The organism is Tepidiphilus succinatimandens (assembly GCF_006503695.1).
GTDB lineage: Bacteria > Pseudomonadota > Gammaproteobacteria > Burkholderiales > Rhodocyclaceae > Tepidiphilus > Tepidiphilus succinatimandens.
This window is the reverse complement of sequence record NZ_SBIK01000003.1, coordinates 100,001-116,614: the sequence shown is the minus strand read 5'-3', so window position 1 is coordinate 116,614 and position 16,614 is coordinate 100,001. Positions and strand designations below refer to the sequence as shown.

14 protein-coding genes and 1 pseudogene (1 of these 15 running past the window's edge) are annotated in these 16,614 nt (G+C 63.2%); all 15 read left to right on the top strand.

The window, feature by feature from the left end; all coding sequences use genetic code 11:
* Positions 1–50 precede the first annotated feature (50 nt).
* Positions 51–1,478 (top strand): Fe-S cluster assembly protein SufB, encoded by a 1,428-nt coding sequence (sufB, locus tag EPD82_RS03460; RefSeq protein ID WP_141055355.1) that lies wholly within the window; start codon positions 51–53, stop codon positions 1,476–1,478.
* On the top strand, positions 1,478–2,230 hold the full coding sequence (gene sufC, locus EPD82_RS03455) for a Fe-S cluster assembly ATPase SufC (protein ID WP_055422983.1): 753 nt from the start codon (positions 1,478–1,480) through the stop codon (positions 2,228–2,230). The genes sufB and sufC overlap by 1 nt, the downstream gene beginning before the upstream one ends.
* The gene (locus EPD82_RS03450) at positions 2,227–3,435 is read left to right on the top strand and encodes a SufD family Fe-S cluster assembly protein (RefSeq protein ID WP_141055352.1); all 1,209 of its coding nucleotides are present in this window, start codon (positions 2,227–2,229) and stop codon (positions 3,433–3,435) included. Before sufC ends, EPD82_RS03450 begins: the two co-directional genes overlap by 4 nt.
* Positions 3,392–4,672, top strand: coding sequence for an aminotransferase class V-fold PLP-dependent enzyme (locus tag EPD82_RS03445; protein ID WP_141055349.1), 1,281 nt, complete (start codon positions 3,392–3,394; stop codon positions 4,670–4,672). The genes EPD82_RS03450 and EPD82_RS03445 overlap by 44 nt, the downstream gene beginning before the upstream one ends.
* The gene (gene sufT / locus EPD82_RS03440) at positions 4,669–5,199 is read left to right on the top strand and encodes a putative Fe-S cluster assembly protein SufT (protein WP_141055346.1); all 531 of its coding nucleotides are present in this window, start codon (positions 4,669–4,671) and stop codon (positions 5,197–5,199) included. The genes EPD82_RS03445 and sufT overlap by 4 nt, the downstream gene beginning before the upstream one ends.
* Positions 5,196–5,615: a SufE family protein gene (locus EPD82_RS03435; RefSeq protein ID WP_141055343.1), complete on the top strand. Its 420-nt coding sequence runs from the start codon at positions 5,196–5,198 to the stop codon at positions 5,613–5,615. The genes sufT and EPD82_RS03435 overlap by 4 nt, the downstream gene beginning before the upstream one ends.
* A 92-nt stretch (positions 5,616–5,707) precedes the next feature.
* Positions 5,708–7,111, top strand: a complete 1,404-nt coding sequence (locus EPD82_RS03430; RefSeq protein ID WP_141055340.1) for an amino acid permease — start codon at positions 5,708–5,710, stop codon at positions 7,109–7,111.
* On the top strand, positions 7,108–8,037 hold the full coding sequence (msrA, locus tag EPD82_RS03425) for a peptide-methionine (S)-S-oxide reductase MsrA (RefSeq protein ID WP_141055337.1): 930 nt from the start codon (positions 7,108–7,110) through the stop codon (positions 8,035–8,037). The genes EPD82_RS03430 and msrA overlap by 4 nt, the downstream gene beginning before the upstream one ends.
* 35 nt (positions 8,038–8,072) lie before the next feature.
* A complete protein-coding gene (locus EPD82_RS03420) occupies positions 8,073–9,620 on the top strand; it encodes a class I SAM-dependent DNA methyltransferase (RefSeq protein ID WP_141055334.1) in 1,548 nt (515 codons plus the stop codon).
* A gap of 51 nt (positions 9,621–9,671) precedes the next feature.
* The gene (locus EPD82_RS03415) at positions 9,672–11,369 is read left to right on the top strand and encodes an RNA-binding domain-containing protein (RefSeq protein ID WP_141055331.1); all 1,698 of its coding nucleotides are present in this window, start codon (positions 9,672–9,674) and stop codon (positions 11,367–11,369) included.
* A 253-nt stretch (positions 11,370–11,622) separates the two neighbouring features.
* Complete coding sequence (locus tag EPD82_RS03410; protein ID WP_141055328.1) at positions 11,623–12,780, top strand: Fic family protein; 1,158 nt, start codon at positions 11,623–11,625, stop codon at positions 12,778–12,780.
* Positions 12,781–12,860: 80 nt separating this feature from the next.
* A complete protein-coding gene (locus tag EPD82_RS03405) occupies positions 12,861–14,222 on the top strand; it encodes a restriction endonuclease subunit S (protein WP_141055325.1) in 1,362 nt (453 codons plus the stop codon).
* On the top strand, positions 14,219–15,934 hold the full coding sequence (locus EPD82_RS03400; protein ID WP_141055323.1) for an ATP-dependent nuclease: 1,716 nt from the start codon (positions 14,219–14,221) through the stop codon (positions 15,932–15,934). Before EPD82_RS03405 ends, EPD82_RS03400 begins: the two co-directional genes overlap by 4 nt.
* Before the next feature lie 51 nt (positions 15,935–15,985).
* Positions 15,986–16,237: pseudogene (locus EPD82_RS03395) on the top strand (type I restriction endonuclease); the annotation flags it as partial.
* Positions 16,238–16,314: 77 nt separating this feature from the next.
* Positions 16,315–16,614: the 5' portion of a virulence RhuM family protein/type II toxin-antitoxin system death-on-curing family toxin gene (locus EPD82_RS03390; protein ID WP_028874379.1), read on the top strand. Its footprint extends 702 nt past the window's final position; the window shows 300 of its 1,002 coding nt (coding positions 1–300); it begins with the start codon at positions 16,315–16,317; the stop codon falls past the right edge of the window.

The window sequence follows — 16,614 nt, the reverse complement described above, 5'->3', positions numbered from 1 at the left end:
ACCTAGTATAATGGTCAACAAATCCACGGACTTCCGGGGGAGTGAACCGCATGTCCACCACCGAACTCGACGCCGCCCTCAGCCAAGCCTACGAGGCCGGCTTCGTCACCGACATCGAGACCGAGACGCTGCCGCCCGGCCTCGATGAACAGGTGATCGAATACATTTCGGCCAAGAAGAACGAGCCCGAATTCCTGCGCCAATGGCGGCTCGACGCATTCCGTCGCTGGCAGACGATGAAGGAGCCGCACTGGGCCCACGTGCGCTACGAGCCCATCGACTATCAAGGGCTCATCTACTACGCCGCGCCCAAGCGCCGCAGCGAGACCGAGATCGATCCCAAGCTCCTCGAGACCTATGAAAAGCTCGGCGTGCCGGTGCACGAGCGCGCCGCGCTCGCCGGAGTGGCGGTCGACGCTGTCTTCGATTCGGTCTCGGTGCTCACCACCTTCAAGGACAAGCTCTCCGAAGCCGGGGTCATCTTCTGCCCCATCTCGGAGGCGGTGCAAAAATATCCCGAACTCGTGCAGAAGTATCTCGGCAGCGTCGTGCCGCCGGGAGACAACTTCTTCGCCGCGCTCAATTCCGCCGTCTTCAGCGACGGCTCCTTCGTCTATATCCCCAAGGGCGTGCGCTGTCCGCTCGAGCTCTCCACCTACTTCCGCATCAACACCGCCCGCACCGGGCAGTTCGAGCGCACGCTCATCATCGCCGACGAAGGCAGCTACGTCTCCTACCTCGAGGGCTGCACCGCCCCCATGCGCGACGAGCACCAGCTGCACGCCGCGGTGGTCGAACTCATCGCCCTCGAAGGGGCCGAGATTCGCTACAGCACGGTGCAGAACTGGTACCCCGGCGACGAAGAAGGGCGCGGCGGCGTCTACAACTTCGTCACCAAGCGAGGGCTGTGCGCCGGGCGCGGCGCCAAGATCTCCTGGACCCAGGTCGAGACCGGCTCGGCCATCACCTGGAAATATCCCAGCGTGATCCTCAAGGGTGACGACAGCGTGGGCGAATTCTACTCGGTGGCGCTCACGCGCGGCCGGCAGCAGGCCGACACCGGCACCAAGATGATCCACCTGGGGCGCAACACCCGCAGCACCATCGTCTCCAAGGGCATCGCCGCCGGCCACAGCCAGAACGCCTACCGGGGGCTGGTGCGCATCAACCCCGGCGCGAGCGGGGCGCGCAACTACACCCAGTGCGATTCGCTGCTCATCGGCCCGCACTGCGGCGCGCACACCTTCCCCTACATCGAGAGCCGCAATCCGCGCGCCATCGTGGAACACGAAGCCAGCACCTCGCGCGTGAGCGAAGAACAGCTCTTTTATTGCCGCCAGCGCGGCATCGACCCCGAGCGCGCCGTCGCCCTCATCGTGGGGGGGTTCTGCAAGGACGTGTTCCAGAAACTGCCGCTCGAATTCGCCGTCGAGGCCGGCAAACTCCTCGAAGTCAGTCTAGAAGGATCGGTCGGATGATGCTCACGATACGCAACCTCACCGTCGCCGTCGAAGGTCGGCGCATCCTCGACGGGCTCGATCTGGACATCGCCGCAGGCGAAGTCCATGCCCTCATGGGCCCCAACGGCGCGGGCAAGAGCACGCTCGCCAACGTCCTGGCCGGCCGCGAAGGCTACGAAGTCCTGGAAGGCAAAGCGCTCCTCGATGACCAAGACCTGCTCACGATGGAGCCGGAAGCGCGTGCCCAGGCGGGGCTTTTTCTCTCCTTCCAGCATCCGGTGGAAATCCCCGGCGTGAGCAACCTGCAATTCCTGCGCACCGCGCTCGACTGCCTGCGCAAGGCCCGGGGCGAAGCGCCACTCGACAGCGCCGCCCTGCTGCGCGCCGCGCGCGAAGCGGCGCAAGTGCTGGGGCTGCCGGCCGACTTCCTCAAGCGCGGCGTCAATGAAGGCTTCTCCGGCGGCGAGAAAAAACGCAACGAAATCCTGCAGATGCTGCTGCTCGAACCGCGCTTCGTCATTCTCGACGAACCCGATTCGGGCCTGGACGTGGACGCGCTCAAGCTCGTGGCCGCCGGCGTCAATCGCCTGCGCCGCCCCGATCGCGCCTTCCTCATCATCACCCACTATCCCCGCATCCTCGAATACGTCCGCCCCGACCGGGTGCACGTGCTGCACGGCGGACGCATCGCCCGTTCGGGCGCAGCCGAGCTCGCCCACCAGATCGAAGCGGGCGGCTATGCCGCCGTGCTCGAGGGGTCGGTCGCATGAATACCGCACTCGCCGTCTGCCACCGCTGCGGCTGGGCGGAAGACGCAGCAACGCGCGCCTGGCACGAGCAGCTCGCCGAGCGGCTCGCCTCGCTCACACCCCCCTCGCGCAAGGACGAATTCTGGCGCTACTCGCGGCTTTCCGCCTGTTTCGCCCCCGAGCGCGCCGGCCGCGGCCTCGACTTCCCCTTCCCCTCGCCCGAGCCGCTCGCCGGCGAATGGATATACTTCGACCAGGGTCGGCCCGTGGCCGCGCACACCCGCGCCTGGCGCCTGCGCCCCTGGTCCGAGCTGGACGAAGCCACCCGCGCACGCTGGCGCGAGCGGCTGGAGCCGGGCGAGGATTACTTCTCGGTGCGCAACCTGGTCGAAGCCGATGCGGTGCTGCTCCTCGAACTCGAAGAAACGGCCGACGCTCCCCTGCAGATCCACTACCGCCACGGCGCCGGATGGGTCCAGCCCCTCCTGCTCGTCGAAGTCGCTGCAGGCGCGCGCGGCGCGATCGTGGAGACGTTCGCCTCCTTCGGCCCTTCCACGCAAAACGGCGCCGTGAATCTCTGGCTCGGTGAAGGCGCCGAACTCACCCACGGCGTCTTCACTGCCAAGGCGCAAGAAGCCTTGCTGCACCGCGTCCGCGCCCGGCTCGGCGCGCGTGCCCGCCTCGACGTGCAGTCCTTCGCCGCCACCCGCGGCTATCAGCGACTCGAATGGGACGTCGCACTGGGCGAATCCGCCGCGCTGCGCCTCTCCGGCATCACCCATGGCGAGCCCGACGGTTCCACCGACGTCGCCCTGCGCATCCGCCACGCCGCCCCCGGTGCCGCCACCGACGTGCGCTGGCGCGGCCTGGTGCCGGCCGAAGCGCACTCGGCCGTGATCGGCCGCATCCTCATCGAGCCCGCCGGCCAGCGTACCGACGCCGCCATGCGGCTCGATCACCTGCTCCTGGCCGACGGCGCCGCTGCCGACGTCAAGCCCGAGCTCGAGATCTACGCCGACGACGTCGCCTGCGGCCACGGCGCCACCCTCGGCCGGCTCGACGACGAAGCGCTCTTCTACCTGTGCAGCCGGGGCATTCCCGAAGTCGAAGCGCGGCAACTGCTCATCGACGCCTTCCTCGCTCCGGTCCTGCAGCGTTTCACCCTTGCAGAGGTCCTCCGCCATGTCCACTCCCGTCTCCCCCTCCCTGACGACGCCGCTGCCTGAGGCGGCCACCGTCGAGCGCTGGCGCGAAGACTTTCCCATCCTGCACCGACGGGTCTACGGCAAGCCCCTCATCTACCTCGACAACGCCGCCACCGCCCAGAAGCCACGGCAGGTAATCGAGGCGCTCACCGATTTCTACGAGAACCGCAACGCCAACGTGCACCGCGGCGCGCACGCCTTGAGCACGGAAGCCACCGACTGTTTCGAGACCGCCCGCACCACCGTCGCCCGCTGGATCCACGCCGCGAGCGAAAAAGAAGTCCTCTGGACGCGCGGCACCACGGAAGCGATCAACCTCGTGGCCCAAGCCTGGGGCAATGCCTTCGTCAAGGCGGGAGATCTCCTCGTCGCCACCCAGATGGAGCACCACGCCAACCTCGTCCCCTGGCAGATGCTCGCCCGGCGCACCGGCGCCGAACTCGCCCTCGTGCCGGTACGGGACGACGGAACGCTCGACCGGGAACGCTACCGCCAGTTGCTCGAGCGGCGACCCCGACTGGTGGCGCTCGCCCACGTCTCGAATACCCTGGGCACCATCAATCCCGTGGCCGAGCTCATCGCCGAAGCCAAGGCCGTGGGGGCGACCGTGCTCATCGACGGCGCTCAGGCGGTGGGGCATTTTCCCGTCGACGTGCAGGCGCTGGGCTGCGACTTCTACGCCTTCTCCGGTCACAAGATGCTCGGCCCTACCGGCATCGGTGTGCTCTGGGGGCGGCAGGAAGTACTCGAAGCCATGCCTCCCTGGCAAGGCGGCGGGGAGATGATCGCCTGGGTCGATGAGCACGGCTTCGAACCCAACGAACTTCCCTACAAGTTCGAGGCCGGCACCCCGCCCATCGCCGAAGCCATCGCTTTGGGTGCCGCGATCGACTACCTACGCCAATTCGATCGGGCGCAACTGGCCGCCTGGGAAGCCCACCTCTACCGCAGGCTGAGGGACGGCCTGGTAGCGATCGACGGGCTGCGGCTCCTCGCCGACCTTCCGCCGGAAGAGAAGGCCCCCATCGCCTCCTTCCACGTCGCCGGCACCCACCCGGCCGACCTCGGGACCCTGCTCGACACGCAAGGCATCGCGGTGCGCGTCGGGCACCATTGCACCATGCCGCTGATCGCCCGCTACGGACTGCCCGGCACCGTGCGCGCCTCGATCGCCTTCTACAACAACGAAGCAGACATCGACCAAACCCTGTCGGCGCTCTCCCGCGCCCTCGAACGTCTGGGAGCCCCAGCCCCATGAACGCCCAAACGGTCACCACCCGGCGCGACGTCTACGGTATCGTCGTCCCCTCGGGGGAACCCGTCACGATCCCCCAAGGCAGCGAAGTGCGCCTGACGCAGACGTTGGGCACCAGCCTCACCGTGCTCCACGACGGACGCCTCGTGCGCGTGGCCGGCGAAGATGCCGACGCCTTCGGGCTCGACCCTTACGCCCCCTCGCCGATGCCCACCGAAGGCGACCTGCGCGAGCGCATCCTCGAAGTGCTGCGCCAGATCTACGATCCTGAAATTCCGGTCAACATCGTCGACCTGGGCCTCATCTACCGCCTCGACGTCGAAGAGAAAGAGGACGGCGCCCATGTCGACATCGACATGACCCTCACCGCCCCCGGCTGCTCGCTCGGCCCCGTGCTCAGCGAGGAAGTCAAGCAACGCATCGAACAGCTGCCAGGCGTGGCGCAGGTCACGGTCAACGTCGTCTTCGACCCTCCCTGGACATCCGACCGCCTCTCCGAAACCGCACGGCTCGAACTGGGGCTGCTATGACGACGCTCGCTGAGATCGAGGAGAATTTCGCCCTCTTCGACGACTGGGACGGTCGCTACGACTACCTCATCGAGCTGGGGCGCTCGCTGCCCCCTTTCCCGGAAGCCGAGCGTACCGACGCCAACCTCGTGCGCGGCTGCCAAAGCCGCGTCTGGCTCGTCTGCCGCCTCGACAACGGCCGCTTGCGCCTGGCGATCGACAGCGATGCGCTCATCGTACGGGGGCTCGCCGCCATCGTACTCGCCACCTACGAGGGCAAAACGCCGCGGGAAGCCTTGGAACTCGACACCCTCGCGCTTTTCGAGCGTCTGGGCTTGCTCGCTCACCTATCCCCCACGCGTGGCAACGGACTACGGGCGATGATCGAGCGGATCCGCGAATGCGCCCGCGCGGCGATCGCCGACGCAAACCGCTGATCCCCCCTAGACTCCAGGAACTCGACCGATCGGCGCGCCGTCCCAAGACGCGTGTAAGATTGCGCCCATTGCCACGATCCTGAAAGTCGCCCATGACCGCTTCCACCCTCCACGAGGCCCCGCTGCGCCGCGGCCTGAAAAACCGTCACATCCAGCTCATCGCCCTGGGCGGCGCCATCGGCACCGGGCTCTTCCTCGGCTCGGCCGGTGTGCTCGCCACGGCCGGACCGTCGATGCTGCTCGGCTATGCCATCGGTGGCCTCATCGCCTTCCTCATCATGCGCCAGCTCGGCGAGATGATCGTCGAAGAACCCGTGGCCGGCTCCTTTAGCCACTTCGCCCACACCTACTGGGGCCGCTTCGCCGGCTTTCTCTCCGGCTGGAACTACTGGGTGCTCTACGTGCTCGTCGGCATGGCCGAGCTGACGGCGATCGGCAAATACGTCCAGTTCTGGTGGCCGGAGATCCCCACCTGGATCACCGTTCTGGCGTTCTTCCTCCTCATCAACCTGATCAACCTCGCCAACGTGCGCGCTTTTGGCGAAGCCGAATTCTGGTTCTCCATCATCAAGGTGGCCGCCATCGTCGGCATGATCGTGCTCGGCCTCTACCTGCTCATGAGCGGCCGGGGCGGCGAGCAGGCGAGCGTCACCAACCTCTGGCGCCACGGCGGATTCTTCCCCCACGGCTTCGGCAGCCTGGTGGTTACCCTGCCGATCATCATGTTCTCCTTTGGCGGCCTCGAACTCGTCGGCATCACCGCTGCCGAAGCCTCCGACCCGCGCCGCGTCATCCCCAAGGCCATCAATCAGGTGGTCTACCGCATCCTCATCTTCTACATCGGCGCGATCGCCGTGCTGCTCTCCCTCTATCCCTGGGACCAGCTGGTGGCCTCGCTCAGCGCCGCCGGCGATCCCTACAGCGCCAGCCCCTTCGTGCGCATCTTCTCGCTCATCGGCAGCGACACGGCGGCGCACCTGCTCAACCTCGTCGTGCTCACGGCAGCCCTGTCGGTCTACAACAGCGGCGTCTATTGCAACAGCCGCATGCTCTACGGCCTGGCCGAACAAGGCGACGCCCCCCGCGCCCTCATGAGAATCAACCGCCGCGGCGTACCGGTCCTGGCGGTGGGCGTCTCCGCGCTCATCACCTTCTTCTGCGTGGCGGTCAATTACCTCCTGCCGCAAAGCGCCCTGGAACTGCTGATGTCGCTCGTCGTGGCCGCCCTGGTGATCAACTGGACCATGATCAGCCTCACCCACCTCAAATTCCGCCGCGTCCTGCAGCAGCGCCACGTCACCCCTGCTTTCAAGGCCTTCTGGAGCCCGCTCGCCAACTACCTCTGCCTCGCCTTCGTCGCCTTCCTGCTCTTTCTGATGCTCGACAACCCCGGCACGCGCGCTTCCGTCATCGCCCTGCCCATCTGGGTGGGGTTCATGTGGCTCTGCTACCGGCTGCAGCTGCGGCTGCAAGTGCGGACCAAGGAGGCTGTATGAGTGATCGGCGAGAAACCCTCGTCCTCGGCATGGGATGTTTCTGGGGCGCGCAAAAGCGCATGGCCGCGCTGCCCGGAGTGCTCGAAACCGAAGTGGGCTACGCAGGAGGCAGCTTTCCCGACCCCACCTACGACGCGGTGCTCGACTTCGAGCAGCGCCTGCTCCGGGGATCGGTGAGCGGACGCAATCATGCCGAAGTCGTCAAGGTCGTCTATGACCCCGAACTGCTGCTCCCGGAAGCCGTGCTCGCCTGGTTTTGGGAAAACCACGATCCCACCCAGCTCGACCGACAAGGAAACGACTTCGGCAGCAACTACCGCAGCGCGATCTACACCACCACGCCGGAACAAAGAGAAGCGGCGCTCGCCACGCGCGACGCCTATCAACGGGCGCTCTCGGCCGCCGGCTACGGGCCGATCGTCACCGAAATCGCCCCGCTCGTTTCCTACACGCCGGCCGAGGAATACCATCAGCACTACCTGCTGAAGCACCCGAACGGGTACTGCGGCCTGGGAGGCACGGGCGTGCGCATGCCGCATTCCTTTTGGCGCACGCTCGCCGAGCGCCACCTGCCGCCGCTCGCGCGCTGGATCGCCTGCGAGCAAGGCACGGAACGCCCCTTCACCGGCCCCCACCTCGACGAGCGGCGCCCTGGCGTCTATGTCGATCGCCTGAGCAACGCACCGCTTTTCCGCTCGGAGGCGAAGTTCGACAGCCCCTGCGGCTGGCCGAGCTTCCATGAAGCCCTCCCCGGCGCGGTGACGCTACACGAAGACCGCTCGCACGGCATGATCCGTACCGAAGTGCGCAGCGCCAGCACGGGCATCCACCTAGGACATGTCTTCGACGACGGCCCTGCGCCCACCGGCCTGCGCTACTGCATCAACGGTGAAGTCTTGCGCTTCATTCCCGACGTGCATCCTTGATCGCCGCCTCGCGGCAAAACGCACAGAGCAAGTCCATGGCCAAAAAACGTAGTCTTCCCACCAACGGCGCGAACCTCGGATTCGAGGCTGAACTCTTCAAGGCCGCCGACAAGCTGCGCGGCAACATGGAACCCAGCGACTACAAGCACGTCGTGCTGGGGCTCATTTTCCTCAAGTACATCTCGGACGCGTTCGAAGCCAAACATCGGGCGCTCCTCGCCGACGACCCGCTGGCCGCCGAAGACCGCGACGAGTATCTGGCCGACAACATCTTCTGGGTGCCCCCGCCAGCGCGTTGGTCGCATCTGCAGGCCAACGCCAAGCGCCCGGAAATCGGCAGCCTCATCGACGAAGCCATGCGCGCCATCGAGAAGGACAACGAGTCCCTCAAAGGCGTGCTGCCCAAGGACTACGCCCGTCCGGCGCTCAACAAAGTGATGCTCGGCGAGCTCATCGACCTTCTCTCCAACATCGGCCTGGGCGAAGAAGCCAACCGGGCCAAGGACGTGCTCGGCCGCGTGTACGAATACTTCCTCGGCCAGTTCGCCGGCGCCGAAGGCAAGCGCGGCGGCGAGTTCTACACGCCCCGCTCGGTGGTCCGCGTGCTGGTGGAAATGCTCGAACCCTTCCACGGCCGCGTCTATGACCCCTGCTGCGGCAGCGGCGGCATGTTCGTGCAATCGGAAAAGTTCGTGGCCGAGCACGGCGGGCGCATCGGCGACATCGCCATCTACGGCCAGGAGAGCAACTACACCACCTGGCGCCTTGCCAAGATGAACCTCGCCGTACGCGGCATCGACGCCGACATCCGCTGGAACAACGAGGGAAGTTTCCACAAGGACGAATTCCCCGATCTGCGCTTCGACTACATCCTCGCCAACCCGCCTTTCAACGTCTCCGACTGGGGCGGCGAGCGCCTGCGCGAGGACGTGCGCTGGACGTTCGGCGCCCCGCCCGTGGGCAACGCCAACTTCGCCTGGTTGCAGCACATTCACTGGCACCTCGCCCCCAACGGCGTGGCGGGCGTGGTGCTCGCCAACGGCTCCATGAGTTCCAACCAGTCCGGCGAAGGCGAGATCCGCCGCGCCATGATCGAAGCCGACGTGGTGGACTGCATGGTGGCGCTTCCCGGCCAGCTCTTCTACTCCACCCAGATTCCCGCCTGCCTGTGGTTCCTCGCCCGCAACAAGAACCCCGGCAAAGGATTGCGCGACCGGCGCGGACAAGTGCTCTTCATCGACGCGCGCAGCATGGGCGTGCTGGTCGACCGCACCCGGCGCGAGCTCACCGACGAGGAAATCCAGAAAATCGCCCGCACCTACCACGCGTGGCGCGGCGAACCGGATGCCGGCGAGTACGCCGACGAGCCCGGCTTTTGCAAATCCGCCACGCTGGACGACATCCGCCAGCACGGCCACGTCCTCACCCCCGGCCGCTACGTCGGCGCGGCGGCACAGGAGGACGACGGCGAACCTTTCGCCGAGAAGATGGCACGGCTGTCGGCGCAATGGCGCGCCCAGCGCGAAGAAGCGGCACGGCTCGACGCGGCGATCGAGCGCAATCTGCGGGAGCTGGGGTTTTGAACGCTGCGTTGAACATAGCTGCCTTTGTGTGCCCCCCAAGTGGAGCGCGATATGACAGCCGATGAGCTCTTGCAGATGATCGCCGCAGGCGAAACCCTCGCGGTCGAGTTCAAGGGCGAGGAACGGACACCGCTCAACGATCGCGACCTCGTGAAAGCCGTCGTGTGCCTGGCCAATCGCAGCGGACATGAACCGGGATACCTGTTGATCGGCGTCGAAGACGATGGACGTATCACCGGTGCACGCCCGCGACACGGCGACACCACCGACCGCAACAAGCTCGCTGCCCTGATCGCCAACCAGACCCGCCCTTCGGTAGCGGTGCGGGTTGAGTCGGTCGAACTCGATGGCCGCTTTGTACTCGTGATTGAAATTCCACCGCAGCAGCACCCCATAGCCAGCGCGGACGGCGTCTTTTTACGCCGAACAACAGGCGGTGACGGGAAACCCGCCTGCATGCCGATGGATGCCCATGACGTGCAGTCCCTGCAAGCCGGTCGAGGGTTGCTGGATCCCTCGGCGCAGATCATCGCTGAAGCCCGTTGGCAGGACCTCGACCCGTTGGAGTTCGAGCGCTTCCGCCGCAGCGTACGTGAGCGGCGCGGCCGCAGTGACGAAAGCCTGCTCGACCTTCCGGATCTGGACCTTGCCAAGGCACTCGGCGTGGTCGAAGCCAACGGCAGCGTGCGCGGCGTGCGCCTGGCCGCTCTGCTGCTCTTTGGCAAGGAAGACGCCCTGCGCCGTTTTGTGCCCGCCCACGAAGCGGCTTTTCAGGTGCTGCGCGGACTCGACGTGGAGGTCAACGACTTCTTCCGCTGGCCGCTGCTGAGGATCATGGAGGAAATCGAGGCTCGCATCCGCGCCCGCAACCGCGAGCAGGAGCTGATGGTCGGCCTGCTGCGCGTAGGCGTGCCGGATTACCCCGAGCGTGCCCTGCGCGAGGCGGTAGCCAACGCCCTCATCCACCGCGACTATCTGCGTCTGGGGGCGGTGCATTTCCAATGGCACCGGGACCGGATCGAAATCAGCAATCCCGGCGGCTTTCCCGAAGGCGTGCGCCTCGACAACCTGCTCGTCACCGCCCCTCGCCCAAGGAACCCTCTGCTCGCCGATGCATTCAAGCGCGCCGGCATCGTCGAACGCACCGCGCGCGGCATCGATACCATCTTCTACGAGCAGTTGCGCAACGGTCGCCCGGCGCCGTCTTACGCACGCAGCGATGCAACGGGGGTCACCCTCGTCATCCCCGGCGGCGAGGCCAATCTCGATTTCGTGCGTCTGCTCGTCACGGAAGGTCAAGGTGGACGTGTCTTGGGTTTGGACGAGCTGCTGATCCTCAACGCCTTGTGGCAGGAGCGCAGCCTCACGACCGGTGATGCCGCACACCTCCTGCAGAAATCCGAAGCGCAAACCCGCTCCACCTTGCACACTCTGGTGGAAGCGGGCCTCGTCGAAGAGCGCGGACAGAAGAAAGGCCGCACCTGGCATCTGGCCGCCGCCGTCTATAGGCTGTTGGGCGACAAAGCGGGCTACGTCCGGCAGCGCGGATTCGAGCCGTTGCAGCAGGAGCAAATGGTGTTGCAATACGTGGAAAAACACGGGCGGATCACACGCCGGGAAGTCGCGGAGCTATGCCGCATCGGCCCCTACCAGGCCACACGGCTGCTGTCCCGGCTCGTGGACGAGGGCCGCCTGGTGCGCCATGGTGCGCGCAAGGGCGCCTGGTATGAGCGGGGACAAAAGATATGAGCGCGCTCATAAGTTTTGAAGAGCCGCTCATATTTATGCGCGATTCCCATAAAAATGCACGCGTGCATTCGCTTTCGCGGTACTCGTATTGCTCACAGGGCTGTTGTCAACAAATAGAACGGTCCGGTTTCGTAGCACATATTGTCCGCTACAGAGTTTTGAAAATGTGCTATTTTCACGGGTCGATTCATGTAAAAATAGCCTAGTGCCTCATTTTCACTCGTGAAAACAGCCGATCTCAGGGAGGCCAGCGGTGCAACGCGGAACCACGGGAACATACACCGCCACCGCCGTGGCGGGCGAGACGGTACGCGCCTTTGTGCCGGCGCCCCTGCCGCCGACACCCGCCATCGAGCTGACCGGCGCGCGCCAGCGCCTGCTCGAACGCGCGCTGCTCGCCTGCGGACGGCTGGATGCCATCACCGCACTGCTACCCGAGCCCGATCTTTTCCTCTACGCCTACGTGCGGCGCGAGGCGGTGCTTTCCAGCCAGATCGAAGGCACGCAGTCCTCGCTGTCCGATCTTTTGATGTTCGAGCTCGACCAGGCGCCCGGCGTGCCCTTCGACGATGTCACCGAAGTCTCCAACTACGTCGCCGCGCTGGAACACGGCCCGGCGCGCCTGCGTGAAGGCTTTCCGCTGTGCAACCGGCTGCTGCGCGAAATCCACGCCCGGCTGCTGGCGAGCGGGCGCGGCGCGACCAAGCAACCCGGCGAATTTCGCACCAGCCAGAACTGGCTCGGCGGCACCCGGCCGGGCAACGCCCAGTTCGTGCCCCCGCCGCCGCAGGAAGTCGAACCCTGCATGGGCGCGCTGGAGCGCTACCTGCACGCGCCTGACGCCCCGGGGGCGCTCGTCAAGGCGGCGCTCGCGCACGTGCAGTTCGAAACCATCCACCCGTTTCTGGATGGCAACGGGCGCGTGGGAAGGCTCCTCATCGCCCTGATCCTGCATCACGACGGCGTGCTGCGCCAGCCGCTCTTGTACCTCTCGCTGTATTTCAAACAGCACCGCGCCGAGTACTACCGCCAGCTCGACGCCGTGCGCCACACCGGCGACTGGGAATCCTGGCTGGATTTCTTCCTCGAAGGCGTCGAGCAAACCGCCACTGGCGCCATGGACACCGCGCACCGCCTGCTCGCGCTGTTTCAGCAAGACGCCGTGCGCGTGAGCACCCTCGGCCGCAGCGCCGCCAATGCGCTACACCTGTTCGACGCCCTGCGCCGCCGCCCCGTGGCCACCATCGGCATGCTCGCCCAGCAAACCGGCGTCAGCTTCGCCACCGCCGCCCGGCACGTGGAGGCACTCGTGCACCTCGGAATCCTGCACGAACTCACCCACAAAAGCCGCGAACGGGTGTTTGCCTATCAGCGGTATCTGGACATTCTGAATGAAGGAGCGCAGGCGTGAGTGGCGGACGAAGATGTGATTTGCGCGGCGAAACGTTCGGGCGGGGTGTGGCAGATGCGGTGACTGGACGGAGATTGGGTATGGCGGGTGAGTGGCAAATTGCTCGCATAGAAGAAGTGGCCGAGCGGGTGGCCATGGGGCCGTTCGGTTCTTCCATTAAGGTCGAAACCTTTGTTCCGGAAGGCGTTCCGGTCATCAGCGGCCAGCATCTGCACGGTTCGCGCGTTGACGACAAGTCAAGTTTCAACTTCATCACTCAGGAGCATGCGGAAAAGTTACGGAATGCGAATGTGCAGTGTGGCGATGTGATTTTTACCCACGCAGGAAATATTGGTCAGGTTGCCTACATACCACCCACGTCCGTTTACAAGCGCTACGTCATTTCCCAGCGACAGTTTTACTTGCGCCCTGATTTCACCAAGGTATTGCCCGAATTTCTCGTCGCCTACTTCCGCTCGCCCGAAGGCCGGCATAAGCTACTCGCCAACACATCGCAGGTCGGCGTGCCTTCGATTGCGCAGCCGGTAACTTATCTGCGATCGCTCGAAATCCCCTTGCCACCACTCCCCGAACAACGCGCCATCGCCCACATCCTTGGCACGCTGGACGACAAGATCGAGAACCTGCGCCGCCAGAATGAAACGCTGGAGGCCATGGCCCGCGCCCTGTTCAAGGCATGGTTCGTGGACTTCGAGCCCGTGCGCGCCAAGATGGAGGGCCGCTGGCGGCGCGGCGAGACCCTGCCCGGCCTGCCCGCCCACCTCTACGACCTCTTCCCCGACCGCCTCGTCGAATCGGAGCTGGGGGAGATTCCGGAGGGGTGGACGATTGCACGTGCCGGAGAAATTTATGATGTGGGCATCGGAAAAACCCCTCCCCGTAAAGAATCCCATTGGTTTTCCAAAAATCCAAAGGATATTCCTTGGATGTCCATTAAAGACCTGGGGAATTCAGGGGTTTACATATCAGAGGTGAGTGAATACCTGACCGCCGAAGCAGTTGAGCGTTTTCGAGTTCGGCGCATTCCTGCCAACACGGTTGTGCTGAGTTTTAAGCTTACTGTCGGTCGAGTCGCAATCACCGATAGCGAAATGCTGTCCAACGAGGCGATTGCTCATTTCATTCCAAAAGAAGGAAATAAAGTATCGGCACCTTACCTGTACTGCTACTTGAAACAATTCGATTATGGCTCGCTTGGAAGCACATCTTCTATAGCCACTGCGGTTAACTCGGATAGCATTAGATCAATTCCCATTTTGGCTCCGGTCGAAACTATAGGAGAGGCATTCGACGTATTTGCGAATAAGAGCTTTGCGCAAATCCGTTCGAAGCAACGAGAATCTCATTTCCTCTCCCAACTCCGCGACACCCTTCTGCCCAAACTGATCTCCGGCGAGATGCGCGTTCCGGATGTCGATAAGTTCATGGAGGCCATGGCATGAAGCTGACACATATTTCGATCCACAATTTTCGTGGAATCTTGGACGCATCCATGGCGTTTCATCCTTACTCGCTCATTGTTGGCGCGAACAACTCGGGTAAAAGCACGATCATTGACTGCATCCGTGCCTTTTACGAAAAGGACGGATTCAAGTTCAAGAAGGAGGCCGACTTTCCCCTCAAAGGCGCTACTGATCAAGAGTCTTGGGTTGAACTAACCTTTGCTCTGACAGATGAGGAGCATGAATCCCTGAAGGATGAATACAAGACAGACAGCAAATCTCTGAAGGTTAGGAAGTACTTTCAGACGAACGAAAAGCTCGATGACGGAAAAAATGCTGCTGGCTGGATACTGGGTTATAAGTCCGATGGTGTCCTGTCAAATACTCCGTTCTACGGCGCAAAGAATGTTCAAAGCGGCAAGTTCGGTGATCTGATCTACATTCCGGCAATCAGCAAGGTTGACGAACATACCAAGCTGAGTGGCCCATCGGCCCTACGCGACCTGATTACCAACATCATGTCGGATGTTGTGGAGAAGAGTGATGCCTACACAGCTCTGGCTAATAGTGTTAAGGCCTTTGCGGATAGCGTTCGGGCGATAGAGACCGAGGACAAGCGGTCACTGTCGAGTTTTGAGGACGACCTAAATGCGTCGCTTGCGTCATGGCAAGCAAGATTCAGTCTAGAGTTCACGGCTCCATCTACCGCGGAGATCATCAAGTCCATGCTTGGATGGAGTATCCGCGACGATTGCCATGAAAAGCCGCAAGGAGTTGAATACTTTGGTTCCGGTTTTCAGCGCCACTTCATTTATTCGCTTATTCAGCTTGGTGCGAAGTACGTACCCCAGAAAGTGTCAAAGAAGGCGAAGGACTTCTCGCCCTCTCTGAACCTGGTGCTCTTCGAAGAGCCCGAAGCATTCCTGCATCCGCCTCAACAGGTCGATCTGGCGCGAAACCTTGTCAAAGTAAGCGATGCGGAGGATTGGCAAATTGTATGCACCACACACTCCGCCCACTTTGTGAGTAGGAATGTCTCGCGGATCCCCGCGATCATCCGAGCTCGACGGAGTAACGGGATCGTGTCTATCTATCAAATAGATGACGCGCGGTGGAACCTCATCGTGGATGCCAATCAAAGCATTCAAGAGGTTGCCAAGAAGTATCCCAAATTAGCAAAAGATATGCATGCCGATGATCGGCGGCCAGAAATGGAATCCATAAAGTACTTCTTATGGCTAAATCCGGATCGGGCGGGATTGCTATTTGCCCAGCATGTCCTGTTGGTGGAAGGGCCAAGCGAAACAGCGCTGATCAATCGTCTGCTGGACGATGGAAAGCTATCCTTGCCGCAAGGGGTCTATGTGCTGGACTGTCTAGGAAAATATAACATCCACCGCTTCATGAATCTACTAAGCGGCCTTGGCGTCTCCCATGCTGTCCTGATTGACGACGACAACAACAGTGACAAGCACGAGGGACTCAATCAGCTCATTCTTGATTCGAGAAACGCACAATTTACACGCAAGGTTGTAACGATACCAAATAATCTTGAAAACCTATTAGGTGTCCCGCATCCCGGTCGTGTCGACAGAAAACCTCAGCATATACTGTATTGCTATGCTTCCAATCAGATTGATGCGGAAGCCATCAGCAAATTTTGCGAGCTGGTTCAGTCCTGCTTTGGAACTGAGATAGCAAGTAGAGTTTGAGTGTTTCTGAGACTCCCGTCAGAGTTCCCGCCAAGAACAAGGAGAAGCGCATTGGCATTCTTGTCGGAGGCCGAAATCGAAAGCGCGCTGCTGGACCAGCTGCACGGGCTCGGATACAGGATCGAACGCGAGGAGGACATCGGCCCCGACGGCCACCGGCCGGAGCGCGAGAGCCACAATGAGGTGGTGCTGCGCAGGCGGGTCGAGGACGCCGTTGCCCGCCTGAACCCCGGGGTGCCGCCGGAGGCGCGGCAGGACGCGATCCGCAAGGTCACACCGTCCGATCTGCCCGCCCTGCTCGATGTGCACGTCCCGCACGGCCTGATTTCCGGCACGCTGCGTATCTCCGATGCCCAAGCCTTCCTCAAGGAACGTGACTTATGAACGAAGCTGGGCAACTCGTCATCTTCGAAGCTGAAAACGGTCCGGTCCAGGTGCGGCTGGAGGGAGAGACCGTGTGGCTGACGCAGGCGCAGATGGCCGAGCTGTTCGGCACTTCCAGTGACAACATCAGCCTGCACCTCAAGAACATTTACAAGGAGCGGGAGCTTCAGGAGGCGGCAACTACCGAGGATTTCTCGGTAGTTCGCCAGGAGGGCGCGCGGCAGGTACGACGCCGGCTCAAGCACTACAACCTCGACGCCATCATTTCCGTGGGGTATCGGGTCAGTTCCGCGAAA